General features: G+C 60.9%; 22 protein-coding genes. 18 read left to right on the forward strand and 4 right to left on the reverse strand.

The genetic code is table 11. The annotated features are described in order from the left end of the window. Nucleotides 1-146: 146 nt before the first annotated feature. The 15 genes from ACRANW_RS03455 (at nucleotide 147) to ACRANW_RS03525 (ending at nucleotide 14105) form a co-directional block, all read left to right on the forward strand. Entirely contained in the window at nucleotides 147-1397 is a 1251-nt protein-coding gene (locus ACRANW_RS03455) for a mechanosensitive ion channel family protein (protein ID WP_479433155.1), read from the forward strand. Nucleotides 1398-1505: 108 nt separating this feature from the next. Beyond that, the gene (locus tag ACRANW_RS03460; RefSeq protein ID WP_479433156.1) at nucleotides 1506-2441 is read left to right on the forward strand and encodes a ribose-phosphate pyrophosphokinase; all 936 of its coding nucleotides are present in this window, start codon (nucleotides 1506-1508) and stop codon (nucleotides 2439-2441) included. Continuing rightward, nucleotides 2441-2788, forward strand: coding sequence for a ribose-phosphate pyrophosphokinase (locus ACRANW_RS03465; protein WP_479433157.1), 348 nt, complete (start codon nucleotides 2441-2443; stop codon nucleotides 2786-2788). Before ACRANW_RS03460 ends, ACRANW_RS03465 begins: the two co-directional genes overlap by 1 nt. Continuing rightward, nucleotides 2785-3555, forward strand: coding sequence for a histidinol-phosphatase (hisN, locus tag ACRANW_RS03470; protein ID WP_479433158.1), 771 nt, complete (start codon nucleotides 2785-2787; stop codon nucleotides 3553-3555). The genes ACRANW_RS03465 and hisN overlap by 4 nt, the downstream gene beginning before the upstream one ends. Before the next feature lie 92 nt (nucleotides 3556-3647). Further along, the gene (locus ACRANW_RS03475) at nucleotides 3648-4106 is read left to right on the forward strand and encodes a hypothetical protein (RefSeq protein ID WP_479433159.1); all 459 of its coding nucleotides are present in this window, start codon (nucleotides 3648-3650) and stop codon (nucleotides 4104-4106) included. A 238-nt stretch (nucleotides 4107-4344) separates the two neighbouring features. Further along, nucleotides 4345-4548 (forward strand): 50S ribosomal protein L35, encoded by a 204-nt coding sequence (gene rpmI, locus ACRANW_RS03480; RefSeq protein WP_479433160.1) that lies wholly within the window; start codon nucleotides 4345-4347, stop codon nucleotides 4546-4548. Between the two features lie 47 nt (nucleotides 4549-4595). Next, entirely contained in the window at nucleotides 4596-4955 is a 360-nt protein-coding gene (rplT, locus tag ACRANW_RS03485) for a 50S ribosomal protein L20 (protein WP_479433161.1), read from the forward strand. 214 nt (nucleotides 4956-5169) lie between these two features. Then, nucleotides 5170-6270, forward strand: coding sequence for a phenylalanine--tRNA ligase subunit alpha (gene pheS, locus ACRANW_RS03490; protein WP_479433162.1), 1101 nt, complete (start codon nucleotides 5170-5172; stop codon nucleotides 6268-6270). Next, nucleotides 6267-8654, forward strand: coding sequence for a phenylalanine--tRNA ligase subunit beta (pheT, locus tag ACRANW_RS03495; RefSeq protein ID WP_479433163.1), 2388 nt, complete (start codon nucleotides 6267-6269; stop codon nucleotides 8652-8654). Before pheS ends, pheT begins: the two co-directional genes overlap by 4 nt. After that, nucleotides 8651-9397: an SDR family NAD(P)-dependent oxidoreductase gene (locus ACRANW_RS03500; protein WP_479433164.1), complete on the forward strand. Its 747-nt coding sequence runs from the start codon at nucleotides 8651-8653 to the stop codon at nucleotides 9395-9397. Before pheT ends, ACRANW_RS03500 begins: the two co-directional genes overlap by 4 nt. Further along, on the forward strand, nucleotides 9397-9762 hold the full coding sequence (locus ACRANW_RS03505; protein WP_479433165.1) for a hypothetical protein: 366 nt from the start codon (nucleotides 9397-9399) through the stop codon (nucleotides 9760-9762). The genes ACRANW_RS03500 and ACRANW_RS03505 overlap by 1 nt, the downstream gene beginning before the upstream one ends. Then, nucleotides 9759-11291 (forward strand): peptide chain release factor 3, encoded by a 1533-nt coding sequence (locus ACRANW_RS03510; RefSeq protein ID WP_479433166.1) that lies wholly within the window; start codon nucleotides 9759-9761, stop codon nucleotides 11289-11291. The genes ACRANW_RS03505 and ACRANW_RS03510 overlap by 4 nt, the downstream gene beginning before the upstream one ends. Before the next feature lie 38 nt (nucleotides 11292-11329). Further along, nucleotides 11330-12211 carry an alpha/beta fold hydrolase gene (locus ACRANW_RS03515; protein ID WP_479433167.1) on the forward strand — a complete coding sequence of 294 codons (882 nt, stop codon included), beginning with the start codon at nucleotides 11330-11332 and terminating at the stop codon, nucleotides 12209-12211. Between the two features lie 175 nt (nucleotides 12212-12386). Next, nucleotides 12387-12725: a P-II family nitrogen regulator gene (locus ACRANW_RS03520; protein ID WP_479433168.1), complete on the forward strand. Its 339-nt coding sequence runs from the start codon at nucleotides 12387-12389 to the stop codon at nucleotides 12723-12725. Between the two features lie 12 nt (nucleotides 12726-12737). Continuing rightward, the gene (locus ACRANW_RS03525) at nucleotides 12738-14105 is read left to right on the forward strand and encodes an ammonium transporter (protein WP_479433169.1); all 1368 of its coding nucleotides are present in this window, start codon (nucleotides 12738-12740) and stop codon (nucleotides 14103-14105) included. A gap of 253 nt (nucleotides 14106-14358) precedes the next feature. Here ACRANW_RS03525 and ACRANW_RS03530 read toward each other — a convergent pair whose 3' ends face one another. From ACRANW_RS03530 to ACRANW_RS03545, 4 genes are read right to left on the reverse strand one after another with little or no spacing between them, the layout of a single operon-like run. Next, complete coding sequence (locus ACRANW_RS03530) at nucleotides 14359-15948, reverse strand: GMC family oxidoreductase (RefSeq protein ID WP_479433170.1); 1590 nt, start codon at nucleotides 15946-15948, stop codon at nucleotides 14359-14361. A gap of 24 nt (nucleotides 15949-15972) precedes the next feature. Then, nucleotides 15973-16944, reverse strand: coding sequence for a sterol desaturase family protein (locus tag ACRANW_RS03535; protein ID WP_479433858.1), 972 nt, complete (start codon nucleotides 16942-16944; stop codon nucleotides 15973-15975). 11 nt (nucleotides 16945-16955) lie between these two features. Then, nucleotides 16956-17366: a hypothetical protein gene (locus tag ACRANW_RS03540; RefSeq protein WP_479433171.1), complete on the reverse strand. Its 411-nt coding sequence runs from the start codon at nucleotides 17364-17366 to the stop codon at nucleotides 16956-16958. An 11-nt stretch (nucleotides 17367-17377) separates the two neighbouring features. Beyond that, nucleotides 17378-17809 carry a protein tyrosine phosphatase family protein gene (locus tag ACRANW_RS03545; protein WP_479433172.1) on the reverse strand — a complete coding sequence of 144 codons (432 nt, stop codon included), beginning with the start codon at nucleotides 17807-17809 and terminating at the stop codon, nucleotides 17378-17380. 259 nt (nucleotides 17810-18068) lie between these two features. Between ACRANW_RS03545 and ACRANW_RS03550 the strand changes: the two genes are divergently transcribed. From ACRANW_RS03550 to argF, 3 genes are all read left to right on the forward strand, one after another. Then, nucleotides 18069-18824, forward strand: a complete 756-nt coding sequence (locus ACRANW_RS03550; protein ID WP_479433173.1) for a cold-shock protein — start codon at nucleotides 18069-18071, stop codon at nucleotides 18822-18824. 134 nt (nucleotides 18825-18958) lie between these two features. Next, a complete protein-coding gene (locus ACRANW_RS03555; RefSeq protein ID WP_479433174.1) occupies nucleotides 18959-20158 on the forward strand; it encodes an acetylornithine transaminase in 1200 nt (399 codons plus the stop codon). Next, nucleotides 20155-21117 (forward strand): ornithine carbamoyltransferase, encoded by a 963-nt coding sequence (gene argF / locus ACRANW_RS03560; RefSeq protein WP_479433175.1) that lies wholly within the window; start codon nucleotides 20155-20157, stop codon nucleotides 21115-21117. Before ACRANW_RS03555 ends, argF begins: the two co-directional genes overlap by 4 nt. Nucleotides 21118-21138: the final 21 nt, after the last annotated feature.

Consider the following 21138-nt stretch of genomic DNA (forward strand, 5'->3'; position numbering starts at 1 on the left):
GCCAAAAGGTAAGAGCGATCATCACTAGCCGCAAAATGCTGCCTGCACTTGTGGCGATATTTTCGTTGTGCTGCGCCGGAACCTCACACGCTCAAACGCTTACTGATCCTACTGGCTCTGCTGCGGCCGAAAACGCCGAGGCGTCGGTGGCCGATACAATCGATGTCGCTGCGCTAACCGAACAGACGGATCGCGCCATCAAAGCGGGGCTTAGGCAGATTTTTTCGCAGGTTGACGGGCTCACCGGGGTTGAAGTTGCGGTGCAATCGGGCGTGGTTCGCCTTTCCGGTACGGTGAACAATCAGGCAGACCGTGAAAAAGCCTTGGCGATCGCGCAGCGTATCGCCGGGGTCGTTACGGTTGAGAACAGCATCGAACGATCACTGGAAGTGGATAGCAACCTTTCGCCTGCGCTCGCATCGCTATCCGATGATATGCGCGGGCTGGTCAGAGGGTTGCCGCTGTTTGGTGTTGCGGTACTGGCGGCCCTGCTGATCATTGCAGTCGGATACCTTGTCGCGGGTCAGCGCCGATTGTGGACGTGGGTGACGCCCAACGGATTTTTGGCCGAGCTGGTGGCGGGCGCGATCCGCGTCTTGGCGATTATTGCTGGGCTTATCATCGCCTTGCAGATCCTTGACGCTACCGCGCTTTTAGGTTTGGTGCTCGGTAGCGCCGGGATCATCGGCATCGCGCTGGGATTTGCCGTGCGCGATACAGTCGACAACTATGTCTCGAGCCTGATGCTGAGCCTGAGGCAGCCTTTCAGAGCCAATGATCATGTCATCATCGACACATCAGAGGGCCATGTCATTCGCCTGACATCGCGTGCTACGGTGCTGATGACGCTGGATGGCAACCATCTGCGGATCCCCAACTCCACGGTGTTCAAAGCCATTATCCTCAACTTCACCCGCAATCCGCAGCGCCGCTTTGAGTTCGATCTTGGGGTGGATTCAGCCGACGATCCGCTGGCAGCGATGCGTGTCGGCCTCGAAGCGATCCGGGCGCTGCCGTTCGTGCTGAGCGATCCGGCCAGTCATGCGATCATCCAGGCGGTGGGGGACTCCAGCATCGTTCTGCGTTTCTTTGCGTGGGTCGATCAGGAAGCGACCGAGTTCCTAAAGGGCCGAAGCCTTGCGATTCAGTCGGCGAAATCCGCGCTCGAGGAAGCGGGCTATGAATTGCCTGAACCAATCTATCGCATCCGCGTGGAAGACTTCGCCAAATTGCCCAAGGCGGGCGCGCCCAAGCCTGTCCGGACTGAAACAGCTGCGTCTGCCGCGCTGCCGGTTGACGATCATGCACTGCGTGATCGCACGATTGAACACCTCGTCAGTCAGGAACGCGGCACCGGTGAGGAAGACCTGCTCGATACGCGTCGCCCGATCGAATAGCGGTAAGACATATCGCCGTTGCTAACGAGAACGCGCCTGCGCTGCGTTGCAATTCCATGACGCGGCGCTAGGCGGGGGCGTCACGGCTTTTGCGGGGATTCGCGCATCATGAAGATCATGTCCGGCAATTCGAACTTGCCGCTGGCTCGGGCCATTGCGGCCTATCTGGAAATCCCCCTTACCGATGCCAGCGTGCGGCGCTTCTCGGACGAGGAAGTCTTCGTGGAAATCCACGAGAACGTACGCGGGGAGGACGTGTTCGTCGTCCAGCCGACCAATTTTCCGGCCAACGATAACCTGATGGAATTGCTGATCTGCATTGATGCGCTGCGCCGCGCCTCGGCCAAGCGGATCACGGCGGTGGTGCCCTATTTCGGCTATGCCCGGCAGGACCGTAAACCCGGCCCGCGCACGCCGATTTCGGCCAAGCTGGTGGCAAACCTGATCACCGAGGCAGGGGCTGATCGGATGCTGGCGGTGGATCTGCACGCTGGCCAGATTCAGGGCTTCTTCGATATCCCGACCGACAATCTCTATGCCGCGCCCGTCATGGCGGCAGATATTCAGACGCGTTACGGCGACCAGAATCTGATGGTTGTCTCGCCCGACGTCGGCGGTGTGGTGCGCGCCCGATCGCTGGCCAAGCGCCTGGATAACGCGCCGCTGGCCATCGTCGACAAGCGCCGCGACCGGCCGGGCGAGTCCGAAGTGATGAACATTATCGGCGATGTCGAAGGGCGGCACTGCATCCTCATTGATGACATCATCGATTCCGGTGGAACCTTGTGCAACGCGGCTGAGGCATTGCTGGAAGGCGGGGCAAAATCGGTCGCGGCCTACATCACGCACGGCGTCCTGTCCGGCGGTGCGGTGGCGCGGATCAACGGATCAAGCCTGAAAGAGCTGGTGATCACCGATTCGATCCGGCCGACCGAAGCTGCCGAGGCATCGAACATCATCCGAGTGCTGCCGATCGCGCCGCTGGTGGGCGAGGCGATCCGGCGGATTGCAGACGAAAGCTCGGTCAGTTCGCTGTTCGACTGATGTTTGATCCGGCGCAAGTGCGCGGCCTGCTAATCGCAGCGGCCCGTGCCCGTGCACCCTATACATATTCTGTCCTGCTGGGCATCCTGGGCCACGCATTCACCCGCCCACTGATGCGGCAGCTGTGCAAGGTTCTGGACCGAATTGATGAAGATGGGCGCGCTTGTGGCGAGCCCGGCCTTGCCGTGTTGGTGGTGCGCCAATCGGATGGGTTGCCGGGACAGGGCTGGTTCGTGACTCGCTCGGGCATTTACGACGATCTGCCGCAGGAATGGGTGGGGCCGCAGGCGCGCCGCTACACCGAGGCTCGACAGAAGCAAGCCTTCGATTATTGGGAAATCGCATGACCGATAAAGACTTCGCTCTCGCCATGCGCCTTGCCGATCTCGCTGGCGCGGCGATCCGTCCGTTGTTCCGAGGCCAGTGGAGTGAAGAGAAAAAATCCGACCACAGCTTCGTCACCGAAGCCGACCGCGCCGCCGAAGCCGCGATGCGCCGCCTGATCGAGGCCGAATTCCCGCGCGATGGCATCATCGGCGAGGAGTACGGCACCCGCAACGAAGGCGCAGGCCGTCTATGGGTGCTCGATCCGATCGACGGCACCACAAGCTTTATCGCGGGGCGGCCGATCTTCGGTACGCTGATCGCTTTGTTGCAGGATGGCTGGCCGGTGCTGGGGGTCATCGACCAACCGATTGCGGGCGAACGCTGGGTCGGGCGCATTGGCCAGCCAACGCTGTTCAATGGCAAGCCTGCACAGGCGCGCCCGCTCAAAGACCTGGGCGATGCGGTGCTCGCCACCACCAGCCCGCATCTGTTCACCAATGAAGAGGCCGACGCGTTCATGGCGGTGGCCAAACAGGTGGCGGAAAAGAAGATCGTTTTCGGAGGAGACTGCTACAATTACGGGCTTGTGGCGAGCGGTCATGTTGATGTGGTGATCGAGGCAGGTCTGAAGCTGTATGATTACGCCGCGCTGGTTCCGGTGCTTGAAGGCGCAGGCGGCATTATGGCGGACTGGCAGGGCAATCCGCTGGATGCTGGGTCCGATGGCACCGTGATCGCGCTGGGCGATCCGGCGCGACTAGAAGATGTGCTCGATGCGATGGGATAGGGGGCCGCAGCTTTCGGCCGGTCGTTTGCTAGAAATGCGCGTTGGGAAGCGATCTTGTTGCCGCCGTTCCTTGTCAATGCGATAGTTTTGCAATGAAGAAATGGCTTAGTCTTGTTGGCGCGCTCTGCTTGATTGGGTGCAGCGGTAACGATAGCGCAGCAGGTATTGCCGCGACAGTCCAGCACTGCGGGGGCGAGGAGCTCGCTCCTGAATTTTGGACAAGGGTAAGCCGGTATTCGGTCGGCGTACCATCTGATGATGTCTATGTTCTGCAGTTGTGCCATCCTGCGAGAGGCTGTTCCGCAGTAGCTTCCTACAAAGACGGCTTCGCGCCAGTCGCTGAATTGCAGAAGGATAAATTGATCTTTCAGATGCCGGGCGCAAGAGATATCAAGACTTTCAAGGAAACGACTTGGATAGGTGAACGTGAGCTACCCATCTCTGTAATTACGCCTGAGGCGGCTCAAGATGCTGTGCCAAGAAATTCGCTGCGAGGATGCCGGATCGACTGGGAGTTGAGACCCTATTCTGAGCCTGCGCTTCGCACATGATACCAACAAATCGGGCTTGGAAAGCAGTCATTCGCCTTTGCACCCAATCCAGCTCATATTGACGCACAACGTTCGCCACATAAAAGCGGACACCCGGCTTCCATACGCAAGCCAATCCTCTTGCCAATTCGCGCCGTCCCGCCTATCCGCGCGTACTTCACTGACACGAATCAATCAGCCTGCCTGGCGACAAGGGCTGCCAGGGCCGGTTCCGACGTGTCTCAATCAGGAGATGAAAATGCCCAAGCTGAAGACCAAGAGCGGTGTGAAGAAACGCTTCAAGTTCACCGCCACCGGCAAGGTCAAGCACGGCGTCGCTGGCAAGCGTCACCGTTTGATGAGCCACAATGCGAAGTATATCCGCACCAACCGCGGCACCTCGGTTCTGTCGTCGCACGATACGCCGACGATCAAGAAATGGGCGCCCTACGGGCTGGATTGATGCGCAGGGCCTTGCGCCTCGCCGTCTCACAATAAGGATATACTGAAATGCCTCGCATCAAACGCGGTGTCACCACCCGCACCAAACACAAGCGGCTTCTCGAACAGGCCAAGGGCTATCGCGGTCGCCGCAAGAACACCATCCGCGTCGCGCGTCAGGCGGTCGAAAAGGCCGGCCAGTACGCGTACCGTGACCGCAAGATCAAAAAGCGCACCTTCCGTGGTCTGTGGATCCAGCGCATCAATGCTGCTGTCCGCATGGAAGGCCTGACCTACTCGCAGTTCATGCACGGCATCAAGCTGGCCGGCATCGAGCTCGACCGCAAGGCGATGGCCGATCTCGCCATGAACGAAGGCGGCGCCTTCAAGGCCGTGATCGCTCAGGCGAAGGCTGCTCTGCCGGCATAAGGCATTCGCGGCTTCGGCCCGAACGACAGATCAGGGGCGGGTTCCTTTGCAGGAACCCGCCCCTTTCTGTTGTGGTGGCGGCAAACGCGCGCGTCCTGAACCTGTGCGCGACTGATGATGTGCGAGCTGACATGGCCTGACAGCTGCTTTGCAAAACGGATCATTTGCCGCTAGCGGGCAGCGGCACGTATCCCTGAGCAGACCACCTGAGGCCATGAACGACATCACATCCCAGACTGAGGCAGCACTGGTCGCGATCGCGGCCTCGCATAGCCTCGACACGCTTGAAGCGCAGCGGCTCGAAACGCTCGGCAAGAAGGGGTGGGTGAGCCTTGCCTTGAAGACTCTCGGGGGCATGACTCCCGATGAGCGTACAGCCGCCGCGCCCGCAATTCAGGCTGCCCGGGCGAGTATAGCCGGTGCGCTGGAGGCCAAGAAGGCCGCGCTTGAGTTAGCCGAACTCGAAGCACAGCTGGCGCGCGAGACAATCGACCTGACGCTGCCTGCGCAGGCGGCGCCGAAGGGCTCTGTCCATCCCGTCAGCCAAGTGATGGACGAGCTTGCCGAAATCTTTGCCGACCTCGGCTTCGCTGTCGCCACCGGACCGGAGATTGAAGACGACTGGCACAATTTCACCGCGCTCAACATGGACGAAACCCACCCGGCGCGGGCGATGCACGACACGTTCTACTTCCCGGACAAAACGGGCGACGGAAAGGATATTCTCCTCCGCACCCACACCTCGCCGGTGCAGATCCGAGCGATGCTGGCGCAAGGCGCGCCAATTCGTCTTATCGCGCCAGGCCGAGTCTATCGCTCTGACAGTGATGCCACCCACACGCCGATGTTCCATCAGGTCGAAGGGCTGGTGATCGATCGGGATATTCACCTGGGCCATCTCAAGTGGACGCTCGAAACCTTCTTCAAGGCCTTCTTCGAGCGCGAGGACATCGTGCTGCGGCTGCGCCCGAGCTACTTTCCCTTCACTGAGCCCAGTGTCGAGGTTGACGTTGGTTATTCCAGCGAAGGAGGCCGGCGCGTCGTCGGTGGGCACGGCGATGCGCCGGGTCATGCGTGGATGGAATTGGGCGGCAGCGGGATGGTCAACGCCCGCGTGCTGGAGTTCGCCGGGCTTGATCCCGCCGAATGGCAAGGCTTTGCCTTTGGCTTGGGGATCGACCGCATTGCCATGCTCAAATACGGGATGAACGATTTGCGCGCCTTCTTCGACGGGGACCCGCGCTGGCTGGCACATTACGGTTTCTCGCCGTTCGATCAGCCCACATTATCCGCCGGTGTAGGAGCGAGGGCATGAAGTTCTCGCTGACCTGGCTCAAGGATCATCTCGAGACGACTGCGACCGTGGCTGAAATCTGCGACGCGCTCAACGCCATCGGGCTTGAGGTTGAGGGCGTCGAAGACCCGGCGCAAAAGCTGGCTGGTTTCCGCGTCGCCAACGTGCTTACTGCCGCGCGTCACCCGGATGCCGACAAGCTGCAAGTCCTCACCGTGGACACAGGCGAGGGTGCGCCACTGCAAGTCGTGTGCGGCGCGCCCAATGCGCGCGCTGGCATGAAGGGCGTGCTGGGCCTTCCGGGCGCGGTCGTTCCAGCCAACGGCATGGTGCTGAAGAAGAGCGCGATCCGGGGTGTCGAGAGCAACGGCATGATGTGCTCAGTTCGCGAGTTGGAGCTGGGCGAGGATCACGACGGGATCATCGAATTGCCCGCTGATGCGCCGGTCGGCAAAAACTTTGCGGATTATCATGGCTCAAGCCCGGTAATCGAAGTCGCCGTGACGCCCAACCGTCCCGATTGCATGGGCGTCTATGGCATTGCCCGCGATCTGGCGGCGAAGGGGTTGGGGACGTTGAAGCCGATCGCGATGCCCGCGTTCACTGCCAGCGGACCATCTCCGGTCGGAATCCGCACCGATGACGTCGAGGGCTGCCCCGCCTTCTACGGCCGCGTCATTACTGGCGTGACTAACGGTGCGTCGCCCGATTGGTTGCAGGCGCGGCTCAAGAGCGCGGGCCAGCGTCCGATTTCGCTGCTGGTCGATCTGACCAATTACCTGGTGCTGGCCTATGGCCGGCCCGCCCATGTCTATGACCTTGCCAAGCTTTCGGGTGCGGTGGTCGCGCGACGGGCCAAGGACGGCGAGCAGGTGCTGGCGCTGAACGAGAAGACCTACACGCTTGATAGCGAGATGGTGGTGATCGCGGATGATAGCCACGTGCACGACATTGCCGGGCTCATGGGCGGCGAACATTCGGGTGTTTCGGGGAGCACCACCGACGTGCTGCTCGAAATTGCCTACTTCGATCCCGCTCGCATCGGCGCCACTGGGCGTAAGCTGGGCCTGTCTTCGGACGCGCGCACGCGGTTTGAACGCGGCGTCGATCCGGAGTTTCTGGACGATGGCCTCGCTCTGCTGACCGGACTGATCGTGGAATTGGCAGGTGGCATGCCTAGCGAAGTGGTGCGCGCCGGTTCACCGCCGCGTGCCGCTAAGATCATCGCTTTCGATCCCGGCCTGACGCTCCGCTTGGGCGGAGTGAATGTGGCGCGCGACGAACAGCAGCGCATTCTCGAAAGCCTCGGCTTTGGTGTGGATGCAGACTTTATCGTTACCTGCCCGCTGCGTCGCCACGATGTCGAGGGCCCGGCCGATCTGGTCGAGGAAATCGTCCGCATTTACGGGCTCGACGCGGTGGCTAGCGTGCCTCTACCCCGGGTCGAAGGGGTGGCAAGGCCGACCGCGACGCCGCAACAGACGCTCGAGCGCGGCCTGCGCCGTGCTTCCGCTGCTGTCGGATTGAACGAGGCGATCACCTGGAGCTTCCTGCCTGAAAAGGCGGCGGCGCATTTCGCGGGCGATCAATCGCTCTGGCTGCTCGCCAATCCGATCAGCGAGGACATGAAAACCATGCGTCCTTCGCTGTTGCCGGGTCTGTTGATGGCGGCCAAACGAAACGCCGATCGCGGTGCGCCCGCATCACGGCTCTTCGAAATCGGGCGGCGCTATTTTCGCGCAAGCAATGGCCTTAGCGACGAAAAGCCAACGCTGGGCATCGTGTTGGCGGGCGAGAAGGCTGCCCGCAGCTGGCAGACGGGCAAGACCAAGGCGTTTGACGCCTTCGATGCCAAGGCGCTTGCGTTACAACTGCTCGAAGCAGCGGGTGCTCCCATCACGAACCTGATGGTCATGGGCGAGGCAGGCGCGCAGTTCCACCCTGGCCAGTCTGCCACTTTGCGGCTTGGTCCCAAGACGGTATTGGCCCGCTTCGGCATGGTGCATCCCGCAACGCTCAAGACCTTTGATGTCGAAGGGCCGATTGCGGCGATCGAACTCTTCCTTGATGCGATCCCGGCTAGGAAGAATGCAGCCTTCGCGCGGCCCGGCTTCGCTCCGCCTGCGCTTCAGGCCGTAACCCGTGACTTTGCCTTCCTCGTTCCGGCAACGCTGGCAGCGGGCGATCTGGTGCGCGCCGTGCAAGGCGCAGACAAAGCGAACATTGCCAGCGTGCGTGTGTTCGATGTTTTTGCCGGACAGGGCGTGCCCGAAGGCCACAAGTCTATCGCTGTCGAAGTCACACTTCAGCCGGGTGAAGCCAGCTTCAAGGACGCGGATCTCAAGGCGATTGCGGAGAAGGTCGTGGCAGCAGCGGCGAGGCAGGGCGGAGAGTTGCGCGGATGAAAACCGCTTTTGTCACCGGTGCCACAGCCGGGATCGGCCTTGCCACGGCCCGCACGCTCGTCGCGAATGGATGGCGCTGCGTGGCGACCGGGCGCCGGCAGGAACGGCTGGATGCGCTGGTCGCGGAACTGGGCCCGGACAAGGTCCACCCGGCCTGCTTCGACGTGCGCGACACTGATGCGCTGGACGCTACACTGGCCGAGCTGCCCGAGGCTTTTCGCGACATCGATCTGCTGGTGAACAACGCGGGGCTGGCCCAAGGCCTCTCGCCCGCGCAAGACGCCAATCTCGATGATTGGCACACCATGATCGAGACCAACATCACCGCGATGGTGGTGCTGACCCGCAAGCTGCTGCCGGGCCTGATCGCGCGCAAAGGCGCGATCATCGCCATTGGCTCGGTGGCGGGCAGCTATGTCTATCCGGGCGGCAATGTCTATGCCGGGTCCAAGGCCTTCGCCAACCACTTCACGCTGGCCTTGCGCGCCGATCTCCATGGCACCGGGGTGCGCGTCACCAGCATCGAGCCGGGGATGGTCGAAACCGAATTCACCGTGGTGCGCACTGGCAGTCAGGAGGCTTCCGACAGCCTCTATCGCGGAGTCCACCCGATGACCGGTCAGGACATTGCCGATACGATCCTATGGATCGCCACTCTACCGCCGCATCTCAACATCAACCGGATCGAGCTGATGCCGGTCAACCAGGACTTCGCGGGCTTCCGCGTTGCGCGCGAGGGGTGATGAGCCGCAAGGGGCTCCTCGTGATCGGCATTTTGCTCACTGGCGTGGCGGTGGCCTGCTTGGTCGTGTTCGTGCTGCTCGGCCTTAATCCGGCCTACGCAGACACGCATGCGACGCTCGCTGTGTTCACGGTGGTGCTCGGCGGCTTTCCGGCCCTGCTCGTTACGTTCCGGCTGCGTGTGGCATTCGCCACCCTGGGCGGGGTTGTGGTGCTGCTCGGCATCTGGGGGGGCTCGCTGATGATCAGTTCCGGAGAGGACGCCTTGTACGGCTTTATCATCCTGCTGGTCGACGCCGTCCTTGTCATTTACGGACTTGCCGCCGTCGGGCTGCGCAAGCTGATCATCAAGAGCTCCCTGCAATGACCTCCGACCCCAAGAGCAACCGCCGCACCTTCGCGATCATCTCGCACCCTGACGCGGGCAAGACCACACTCACTGAAAAGCTGCTGCTGCAAGGCGGCGCGATTCACTTGGCTGGCGAGGTCAAGGCGCGCGGGCAAGCGCGACGTGCGCGGTCGGACTGGATGAAGATCGAGCAGCAACGCGGGATCTCGGTTACGTCCTCAGTGATGACCTTTGAGCGTGACGGGATCGTTTTCAACCTGCTCGACACGCCGGGGCACGAGGATTTCTCGGAAGACACCTACCGCACGCTCACCGCCGTCGATTCGGCCGTGATGGTGATCGACGCCGCGAAAGGCATCGAGCCGCAGACGCGCAAACTGTTCGAGGTCTGCCGCTTGCGCAGCGTGCCGATCATCACCTTCGTCAACAAGGTTGACCGCGAAGGGCGTGACCCGTTCGAGACGCTGGATGAGGTCGCCGATATGCTGGCGCTCGATGTCAGTCCGCAGATGTGGCCGATCGGGATGGGCGGCGAGTTCGAGGGTATTCTCGACTTCGCAACCGAAACCGTCAGTCGCCCCGAAGGCCCCAGCCGCGAATTCCTCGGCACCCGTGATACGGCCGCGATCCCCCAGCGTTTTGTTGACGAAATCGAGCTAGCGCGCGGCGGATACCCGGAGTTCGACCTCGAGGCGTTCCGCAATGGCGATCTTACACCTGTCTATTTCGGTTCGGCGCTCAAGAACTTTGGTGTGATTGAGCTGATCGACGCCATTTCCCGCTACGCCCCGCCGCCCCGGCCGCAGCCTGCGGGCGAGGAGCAGATCGACCCGTCGCGTGACGAGGTCACCGGGTTCATCTTCAAGGTGCAGGCCAATATGGACCCCAATCACCGTGACCGCATCGCCTTCATGCGACAGGTCTCGGGCACCTTTAAACGCGGGATGAAGTTGACGCCGTCAGGCCTCGGCAAACCGATTGCGGTGCACTCCCCGATCCTGTTTTTTGCGCAGGATCGCGAGTTGGCGGACACGGCGGAAGCGGGCGACATTATCGGCATCCCCAATCACGGCACGCTGCGGGTGGGCGACACGCTGTCTGAACGCAATCAGGTACGCTTCACCGGCCTGCCCAACTTCGCGCCGGAAATCCTGCGCCGCGTGCAACTGCGCGACCCGACCAAGACCAAGCAATTGCGCAAGGCTCTGGATGACCTCAGCGAAGAAGGCGTGATTCAAGTGTTCTACCCGGACATCGGCTCGGCCCATATCGTGGGCGTCGTCGGGCAATTGCAGCTTGAAGTGCTGATTTCGCGGTTGGAGGCCGAATACAAGGTAGAAGCTGTGCTTGAACCTTCTCCCTTTGCCACGGCACGCTGGATCAAGGGCGATGAAAAGGCGTTGGAAGAGTTTGCTGGCTTCAACCGCGCCAATCTCGCCCGCGACCGTGATGGCGATTATGTGTTCATGGCCAAGAGCCCTTGGGATGTCAGCTATCAAGTCGAAAAGAACCCGCAGCTGACCTTCTCCGCCACGAAGGAACGGTAGTCTTGCGACAGGGCGACGTTCACGGCATGGCGTGAGACATGCACGAAACCGGCCCGACCTCGCAGACCTTCATTTCCCAACGCCTTCGCCTGAATTTTCTCGAATGGGGCGGGCCGAGTGAACGTGGGGCCAAGCCGCCGCTGGTGCTTGTGCATGGTGGGCGCGATCACGCGCGGTCGTGGGACTGGACCGCCGAAGCGCTCAGCGCGGATTACCATGTGATCGCGATGGACCATCGCGGCCACGGCGATAGCGACTGGGTGTCGGACGGAGTCTATTCGGCTGCCGACATGGTCTATGATCTGGCGCAACTGATCCATCAACTGGGCGTCGGCCCGGTGCGGATGGTGGCGCATTCAATGGGCGGCAATGTTGCGCTGCGTTATGCGGGCGCTTTCCCCGATATGGTCACGAAACTGGTGGCGATCGAAGGTCTCGGCCCTTCGCCCGAATCGCGTGCCAAGCAGCGGGCGGTACCTTATGGCGAACGCTTGGCCGATTGGATCGAGAAGAAGCGCAAAGCGGCCGGGCGGTCGCCGCGCAAATACGAAAGCATCGAAGCCGCCTTCGCGCGGATGATCGAGGAAAACGCCTATCTCACTGAGGACCAGGCGCGGCACCTGACTGTCCACGGCGTCAACCGTAACGAGGACGGCACCTACAGCTGGAAGTTTGATCCCCACCTCAACGTGTGGCCGGTCGAGGATGTCGGCGATGAGTTCATCGCGGACCTGTGGGGTGCGATTACTTGTCCGACGCTGCTGCTTTACGGCGCGGGCAGTTGGGCGTCGAACCCGGAGAAAGACGGGCGGATTGCGCATTTCAACACCGCGCGCGTGATTGAGTTTGAGAAAGCGGGACACTGGCTGCACCACGACCAGTTCGACCGCTTCATCGCTACCTTGCGCAATTTTCTGTAAGTCGATCCGGAATTCTGCCCAAAATATAATCACACGATTAACTTTTAGGCATGTAATTTTCCGCAGTTGCGAAGAAACGTGGGGATTCCGTTGCGTCGCCCGCGTTACACAAATGTGGCACGCTTGTTGCTGTGACTTTGCTGACCGGAATAATCCGGCGCAACAGGGGCCACAGATGAAATTCATCATCGCCATCATCAAACCGTTCAAGCTCGACACTGTGCGCGAAGCGTTGAGCGGGATCGGTATCGCGGGAATGACCGTAACCGAGGTCAAGGGCTTTGGTCGCCAGAAAGGTCAGACCGAGATTTACCGGGGTGCGGAATACTCCACCAACATGCTTCCCAAGGTGAAGCTTGAGATTGCTGCCAGCGACGATGTCGCTGCGCAAGTGGTGGAAACCATTCAAACCACCGCCAACACCGGGGCGATCGGCGACGGCAAGATTTTCGTGTTCGATCTCGCGTCTGCCACCCGCATCCGGACCGGCGAGACCGGCGAAACCGCGCTTTAAAGGGGCCATGCAATGAAGCGTAATTTCCTCAATGCTGCGGCGCTGATGACCGGGGCGGCCTTGCTGGCCGGTCCTGCTTTTGCCGCGCCCGTAGCAGACGTTGCCGAAGCCGTAACGGCTGCGGCGGAAGCTGCACCGGCCGTTCCCAATCCGGGCAACAACGCCTGGATGATGACCGCGACCGTTTTGGTGATGCTCATGATCTTGCCGGGTCTTGCATTGTTCTACGGCGGCCTGACCCGTTCCAAGAACATGCTTTCCACCATGACACAGATCGGGGCGACCGCGTGTCTTGCCATGTTGGTGTGGGTGATGTGGGGTTACAGCCTCGCGTTTGGCGACACCGTATATGAAGGCACGCTGGGCCTGTTCTTCAGCGGAGGGAGCTATTTCCTGTCCGGAACGGATGCGAGCAGCACGGCGGCGACCTTCACCGACGAGGTCATCAGCAAATATGTCTTCATCAGCTTCCAGATGACCTTCGCCGCAATCACCGCCGCGCTGATTCTAGGGGCAACGGCGGAGCGGATGAAGTTCAGTGCGGTGATGGCGTTTGTGCCGATCTGGCTGACGATTGTCTATTTCCCGATCGCGCACATGGTGTGGGCTGGCGGCGGCCTGTTGTTCGAAGACGGCGCGCTCGACTTTGCTGGCGGCACTGTGGTGCACATCAACGCCGGTGTGTCGGGTCTTGTTCTTGCCTACCTGCTCGGCAAGCGTCGGGGTTATCCCTCCGAACCGATGCCTCCGCACAGCCTCGTGATGACCATGATCGGCACCGGCCTTCTGTGGGTGGGCTGGTTCGGGTTCAACGCCGGTTCGGCGCTGGAGGCCGATGGTTCCGCTGGCCTTGCCATGATCAACACCTTCGTCGCCACCGCAGCCGGGGCGCTGACCTGGATGGTGGCGGAGCGGGCAGCGGGGCACAAAGGATCGGCGCTGGGCTTCTGCTCGGGCGTGATCGCTGGTCTTGTCGCGGTGACCCCCGCGGCAGGTAATAGCGGCCCGTTTGGCGCGATCCTGCTCGGCATCATTGCCTCGTTGATCTGCTATATCTTCGTTGCCAAGGTGAAAGCCAAGTTCGGCTACGACGACTCGCTCGACGCCTTTGGTATTCACGGTGTGGGCGGCATTGTCGGCGCGATTGGCACAGCGGTGGTCTACCAGCCGTTCCTTGGCGGCCCCGGTGACGGTTCGACCGCGCTAGGCGACCAGCTCGGCGTGCAGGTCTTCAGCGTCCTGGTGACGATCGCGTGGGCCGGTATCGGCACGTTAATTGCGGGCTTCCTTGTCAAGCTGACCATTGGCCTGCGGGTCGATGAAGAAGCCGAGGTCAACGGGCTCGACATCTCCGAACATGGGGAGCGCGCCTACAGCTGAGCGCACCCAACAAGCTTGGCGGGGGGAGGTCTCTCTCCGTCTCCTCTCCCTCCGCCTCACCGCGTTCCTCCTGCGAACGAACAAACTGAACACGGGCCGGAGCGGTGAAACCCTCCGGCCCATTTTTTAATTTGTGGTTTTGCGGCCTAGTCTTCGGTGGCCCCGATCTGGCTGCTGCTAACGCCGTGCATGGCCGGCCGGTTGCCCTGAGCGGCCCTATGGGCCAGAACAGAGCGCCCGGTTATTGTACAAGTCAGGCGTTTTCCGCCGCCATCACGAAATCGGCACACCGCTCGCCAATCATGATGCTTGGCGCATTGGTGTTGCCACTGACGAGCTTGGGCATGATACTCGCATCGGCTACCCAAAGACCTTCCAGCCCCTTTAGCCTCAGTGTCGGATCGACTACCGCATCCGCGTCTGAACCCATCCGGCAAGTTCCGACTGGGTGATAGACTGAGTCCGAACGGTTGCGGATCAGTTCGTCCAGCGCGGCATCGTCATTGAGATCAACCGGGTGGCGATCCTTTGGACCAAAGGCCTGCATTGGCGGCGCCTCCGCGATCCGGTGCGACAGGCGCACACCGCCGCGCAGCACGGCCATGTCGCGATCATCAGCAAGGAAGTTGGGGTCGATCACCGGGGCTGCGGCCGCATCGTTGCTGCCTAGTCGTACCGTGCCACGGCTTTCGGGCCGCAGCACACAGGCATGAAGCGAAAAGCCGTGCGCTGTCACCTTCTCGCGGCCATGGTCTTCCAGCACCGCTGGAACGAAGTGCCATTGCACATCGGGCGCAGGGCTATCCGCCATCACGGTCCAGAACCCTCCCGCTTCGGCATAGGGCGTGGTCATCACCCCGGTACGCTTACGACGATGCTCGACAACCGCTGCCGCCATCCGAAGCGTACCTTTCAGCGTGCTGCCGATGGGAACGTCGCTGTCGGTTTCCCAGCCTGAGACATAGTCGATATGGTCTTGGAGATTGGTGCCGACCGCCGGACGATCCAGCGCAACCTCGATGCCTTGAGCTTTGAGATGGTCAGCCGGGCCGATGCCTGACAGCATCAGGATTTGGGGGGTGTTGAATGTGCCCGCGCTCAGCACCACGCCCCGGCGGGCGAGTAGCGTTTCGCTCTGGCCAGCACGCCTTATCTGGACGCCAGTGACACGCCCCTCTTCTATCACGAGCTTTTCTACCAGCGTATCGGTGCGGACAGTAAAGTTGCCTGCATCCCGGATCGGCTCGACGTAGGCGCGCGCGGCTGACCAGCGTTCACCCTTATGCTGCGTTACCTGATAAAGACCGAAGCCCTCCTGGCGCTCGCCATTGAAATCGTTGTTGGTGCGCAGCTGCAACGCCGCGGCTGCCTCGACAAAGGCGTGAGAAGACGGGTTGGCGTATTTCTGATCTTCGACAAACAGCGGACCGCCGTGACCATGATATTCGTCGCCGCCGCGCTCGTTGCCTTCGGCGCGTTTGAAGTAGGGAAGCACGTCATCATAGGCCCAGCCGCCGCAACCCATCGCTTCCCAATTGTCGTAATCCCAGCGATTGCCGCGGATATAGACCATTGCGTTGATGGCCGAAGAACCGCCAAGACCCTTGCCGCGGGGTTGATATCCGGTGCGGCCATTCAGGCCCTTCTGCGGGACAGTTTCGAAACGGTAATTGGCGTTCTTGAGCAAAAACGGCATGAATCCCGGTGTTTTTACCAGGATATTGTCGTTTCGTCCCCCCGCTTCCAACAGGCAAATCCGTCGCGAGCCGTCAACGGCGAGCCGCCCTGCGACAGCACTGCCGGCGCTACCACCGCCGATGACGATGTAGTCGAAGCTTTCCATGATCTCTCCCTTTTGAAAGGGAGACTAAGCGGCTTCGCCGAGGTCCGCAATCCGGTTTCGATCAGCCACTGATGTTGCGTGAGGCGCAACGTCGGCGGTGCTTGTTCTGGCCTCCCATTTTGCGCGGATCATAGCGGAGGTCTCGCGGCTGCCATCGTGGCTCCAGCCGGGTTCACGCAGCAGGTAGGACAGCTTGTGCTTCCAAGGGGCGTGCCAGATATCACTCAGCATCCCGGCCCACTCGTGGAACACTGCCCACAAGAGATTGAAGCTGCCCAGTTGTTTGACGATGCCGTAGCGAATCGGCTCATCTTCTACATCCACCTCCGCTTCGAAGGTGCCGAACATCCGATCCCAGACGACAAAGACACCGGCGTAATTCTTGTCAAGATAGCGTGGGTTGGTGGCGTGATGGACGCGGTGATGCGATGGCGTGTTCATCACCGCTTCGAACCAGCGCGGCATCCGCTTGATTGCCTCGGTGTGGATCCAGAACTGGTAAATCAGGTTAAACCCGCCACAGATCGCGATCATCGCTGGGTGAAAACCAAGCAATACGAGCGGGATGGTGAAAAGCACCCCAAAGGTGAAAGGCCCAGTCCAAGTCTGCCGGAGCGCAGTCGACAAGTTGTAATGCTGGCTCGAATGGTGGTTCACATGGCTCGCCCACATCCAGCGGATGCGGTGTCCGGCGCGGTGAACCCAGTAATATTTGAGATCGTCGAGCACGAAGCACGCAGGCCAGGCCCACCACACGGCCCACCATTCCGAGCCAAAATCCGCCACCCGCCAGTTATAGGCGAGTAGCATTAAGGTGACAGCGAACCCGCCCAGTAACGCCCCTGCGACCGTTGAACCAAGGCCGAAGGATAGGCTGATAAGGGTGTCTTTGGGCTCGTAAGCGTCAGGCGCCCGCAGCTTGGCCCAGATCATTTCGGCCAGCACTGCAACCACAAACAGTGGTACGGCGTATTGCGTGGGATTAAAATCGGGCATCTCGTGGGCCATCATATACGATTGATCGCATTGGCCCAAGTCGCGGGATCAGCGATGTTGAGGATGGTCTTGCCGAACCGCGCTTCACCTGTGTCGATCGTCAAACTGGGTTGGTCTTTTTCCGCTGAAAGCGATGCGCTCGCCTGCGGCGTGAGCAACCTTCCGGCAAAACGCGTTCCGTGCCGCCGAACCAGCATGATCCGGCCGGCCGCATCGCGGGCTAGCGCGCCTGCGCCTTCGGCATCGCAAACAACATCAGTCGGCGTAAAGCCGTCTTCGACCTCGCCCACCGCACGCCGCACGGCATCTTCACTATCGAGTTTCGGGGTGCCGCCCAGTTTCATCCACCGTGTTAGCCCATAAAGCGCGAGAATCGCGGCAAGCGAACCGGCGGTCTGGACCAGTAGGGGCGATATGGTCACAACAAGACGCTTCAACGCGCCGCGAGCATGTCGATCATCGCGCGAATTGGACTGACATCATACCCGGCCTGCGCGGCTGTTTGCGCGATGGCTTGCGGCTCAACACCCTGCTTTGCGGCGGCCAACGCCCACAGGAAGGTCGAGCGGGTGCCCGATCGGCAATAGGCGAGAATCGGGCCTTCGGCCTGCTCCATCGCATCGATCATGGCATTGACCTGCGGTTCGCTGAACCCGGAATGACCAATCGGGATGGCAGCGTAATTCATGCCGGCGGCGGCCGCAGCGGCTGCAATTTCTTCGCCCTGTGGCGCCGAAGGGTCTTCGCCATCAGGGCGGTTGTTGACGATAAGACCCACACCAATTGCTGCTGCGGCGGCCACATCATTAAGAGTAAGCTGTTGGCTTACAATCATATTTTCGGTCAATTGGCGAAAATCACTCATGGTCAGTTCTGTATTCCTCGGCAGCTTCGGCTCCACTCATGCCCAAGGTGGCGTTATGGCACAAGCGCGGCAGTAACATGCTGTGCTTCCACTCATGCGACCGCAGTAAATTCATTCGCAAAGCAAGCTTTTATGCGCTATGTCCTGCGCTGCGCGCGCGATGGACCGCAAGCCCTTCGCGCCTGTGTCCGGTGCGGCTCACTGTCCACGACATCGGCACAATGGAAGCCGGGCAGTGTGGCAAGGTACGTACTGATCTATGGGTTACGATAGGGGACGCCGGCGCGGACGCGATAAGCGCGACGGTTTCGGCGAAGAAGGTTTCGATCCGTTTGGCGGTGGGAACGACGGTTTTCCGCCCGCGCGAGATTTTGGCAGCGGTGACCGTTTCGGCGGCGGCGGCGGTGATCGCTACAGCGGCGGCAGTGGCGGCGCTCCTCGGGGCGGCGGCTTTAGCGGTGGGCCGCGCGGTCCCGGCGGCGGCAGCGGCGGTGGCGGAGGGTTTGGCGGCGCGCCGCGGATGCCCGCGCAGATCGTTGGCACCGGCAAGGGCACTGTGAAGTTCTTCAACACGCAGAAGGGCTTTGGCTTCATCCAACAGGAAACCGGCGGTGAAGATGTGTTCGTTCACATCAGCGCGGTTGAGCGCGCCGGATTTGAAGGGCTCGCCGAAGGCCAAGAGCTTCAATATAACCTCGTTGACCGCGGCGGCAAGGTGTCGGCGCAAGACCTTCAGGTGGTCGGCGATGTGATCGCGGTGGCGGCCAAGCCAACTGCACCTCAGCGCGAGCTAACAGGTGAACGGGTTAAGGGCACGGTCAAGTTCTTCAACGGAATGAAGGGCTTTGGCTTTCTTGTTCGTGATGACGGCGAGCCTGATGCCTTCGTCCACATCAGCGCGGTCGAGCGTTCGGGGCTTTCCGCTCTGAACGAAGGCGAGCGTTATGAATTCGATCTAGAGGTTGATCGACGCGGGAAACATTCCGCCGTCAATCTGGCGCCGATCGAAGGCTGAACGTAGCCCCAACCGCCTCTGGGGTTCCACGCAGGGTTGGTAGACGATAAACACAGATTGCAGATGGCGGCTCTGGTGCAGGGCCGCCATTTGCATTTTAGTCTTTTGCCTCTTTGCAAATCAGGACAATGCCGATGTCGATTACCCCGCTTATGCCCGTCTATCCGCGCAGCGGTGTCCGGCCGGTGCGCGGCGAACACTGCCACCTCATCGATGAGAACGGTACCCGCTATCTGGATTTTGCCAGCGGCATCGCCGTGAACCTGCTCGGGCATTCGCATGAGGGGCTGATTGCCGCGATCCAGCAACAAGCGGCAACGCTGATGCACGTATCGAACCTGTATGGCAGCCCGCAAGGCGAACGATTGGCGCAAATGCTGGTCGATACAACCTTCGGTGATACGGTTTTCTTCACCAATTCGGGCGCCGAAGCGGTCGAGTGCGCCATCAAGGTCGCACGTGCGTATCACCAGAACGCAGGGGAAGAGGGCGACACCAACCGGTTTGAAATCATCACCTTCCACAATGCTTTTCACGGGCGGACGATGGCGACAATCAGCGCCTCGAACCAGACCAAGATGCACCACGGCTTCGCGCCGCTGCTCGATGGATTCAAGTACGCCCCCTTTGATGACCTGGAAGCCGTCAAAGCGCTCATCGGCCCGAAGACGGCAGCGATTTTGGTGGAACCGATCCAGGGCGAAGGCGGCATCCGCCCCGCTACGCATGAGTTTATGGAGGGCCTACGCGCGCTGTGTGATGAGCATGGTTTGATGCTGGTTCTGGATGAGGTGCAATGCGGCGTTGCGCGCACTGGCAAGCTTTATGCCTATGAACATTACGGGGTTGCGCCGGACATCATGGCAACTGCCAAGGGCATTGGCGGAGGTTTTCCGCTGGGCGCTTGCGTGGCTACCGAAAAGGCCGCGCGCGGCATGACATTCGGCACGCACGGGTCGACGTATGGTGGAAATCCACTAGCAATGGCAGCTGGAATGGCAGTGATGGACGCCGTCGCGAACGACGCGTTTCTTGCCTCCGTGGCTGATAAAGGCGAGCGGCTGCGCTCGCGACTTGAACAGTTTATCGGCAATTATCCTGAATTGTTCGAACTGGTACGCGGCAAGGGGCTGATGCTCGGCCTCAAGATGAAAGTCGAATGCCGCCCGTTTTACGTACACCTGCGCGATCACCACCAGTTGCTAACGGTGGCGGCAGGCGACAATACCATCCGCATCATTCCGCCGCTGGTCATCGGCGATGCGGAGATCGACGAGTTTTTCGACAAACTGTCGGCGGGTGCGGCGAGCTTCAAGGTGCCGGAACTGGCATGACTGGCTCAAATATCGAAGGCGGCGGGCAGTATCGCCATTTTCTCGACCTTGGCGATGCAGGCGGCGATGACATCGCAGCCATGATCAACGATGCGATTGATCGCAAGGCGGCGCGAGCGGGCAAACCCAAAGGCGCAGTCGATACCGATGTGCCGCTTTTCGGAAAGGTGCTGGCGCTCGTGTTCGAGAAAAGCTCCACCCGCACGCGGGTCAGCTTCGACATCGCAATGCGCCAACTCGGCGGGAGCGTGCTGCTGCTTGATTCGGCCTCAAGCCAAATCGGGCGGGGCGAGAGCATTGCTGATACCGCTCGGGTGCTCAGCCGGATGGTCGATGCCATCATGTTGCGCACCGACGATCACGCCAAGATCGAGGAAATGGCGCGCCATGCCACAGTGCCTGTCATCAATGGACTGACCGACATGTCGCATCCGTGCCAAATTGTCGCTGATCTCCTAACCGTGATCGAACATGGCAAGGCGCTTCCCGGTCTTGAAGTGGCTTGGTTCGGAGATGGCAACAACGTGCTGCATTCGATCCTTGAAGCGGCGGGGCTGATGAAGTTCAACGTCCGCGTGGCGGTGCCGAAAGGTTATGAACCCGATACGATCTTCGTTGAATCAGCGCGCGCAGGTGGCGCGACCGTCACAATAACGCAGGACGCGCAAGCTGCGGCACGTGGAGCGGACGTGATCGTCACCGATACATGGGTCTCAATGGGGCAGGCCCATGCTGACGAGAAACTTGCGGCTATGGCCCCATACCAGGTCAACGCCACACTGATGGCCTTGGCAAAGCCGGATGCAGTTTTTCTCCACTGTCTTCCGGCGCACGTTGGCGAAGAGGTCAGTGAGGACGTGTTCGCGGGGTCGCAATCGGTCGTTTTCGACGAGGCCGAAAATCGCATCCACGCGCAAAAATCTGTGCTCCTGTGGGGTTTCGGGCTGCTCGGAGGCTGAGCCGGAGCCGCAAGGGTCTTT

The sequence above is a fragment of the Erythrobacter sp. 'gip.4 top 5' genome (assembly GCF_056495765.1).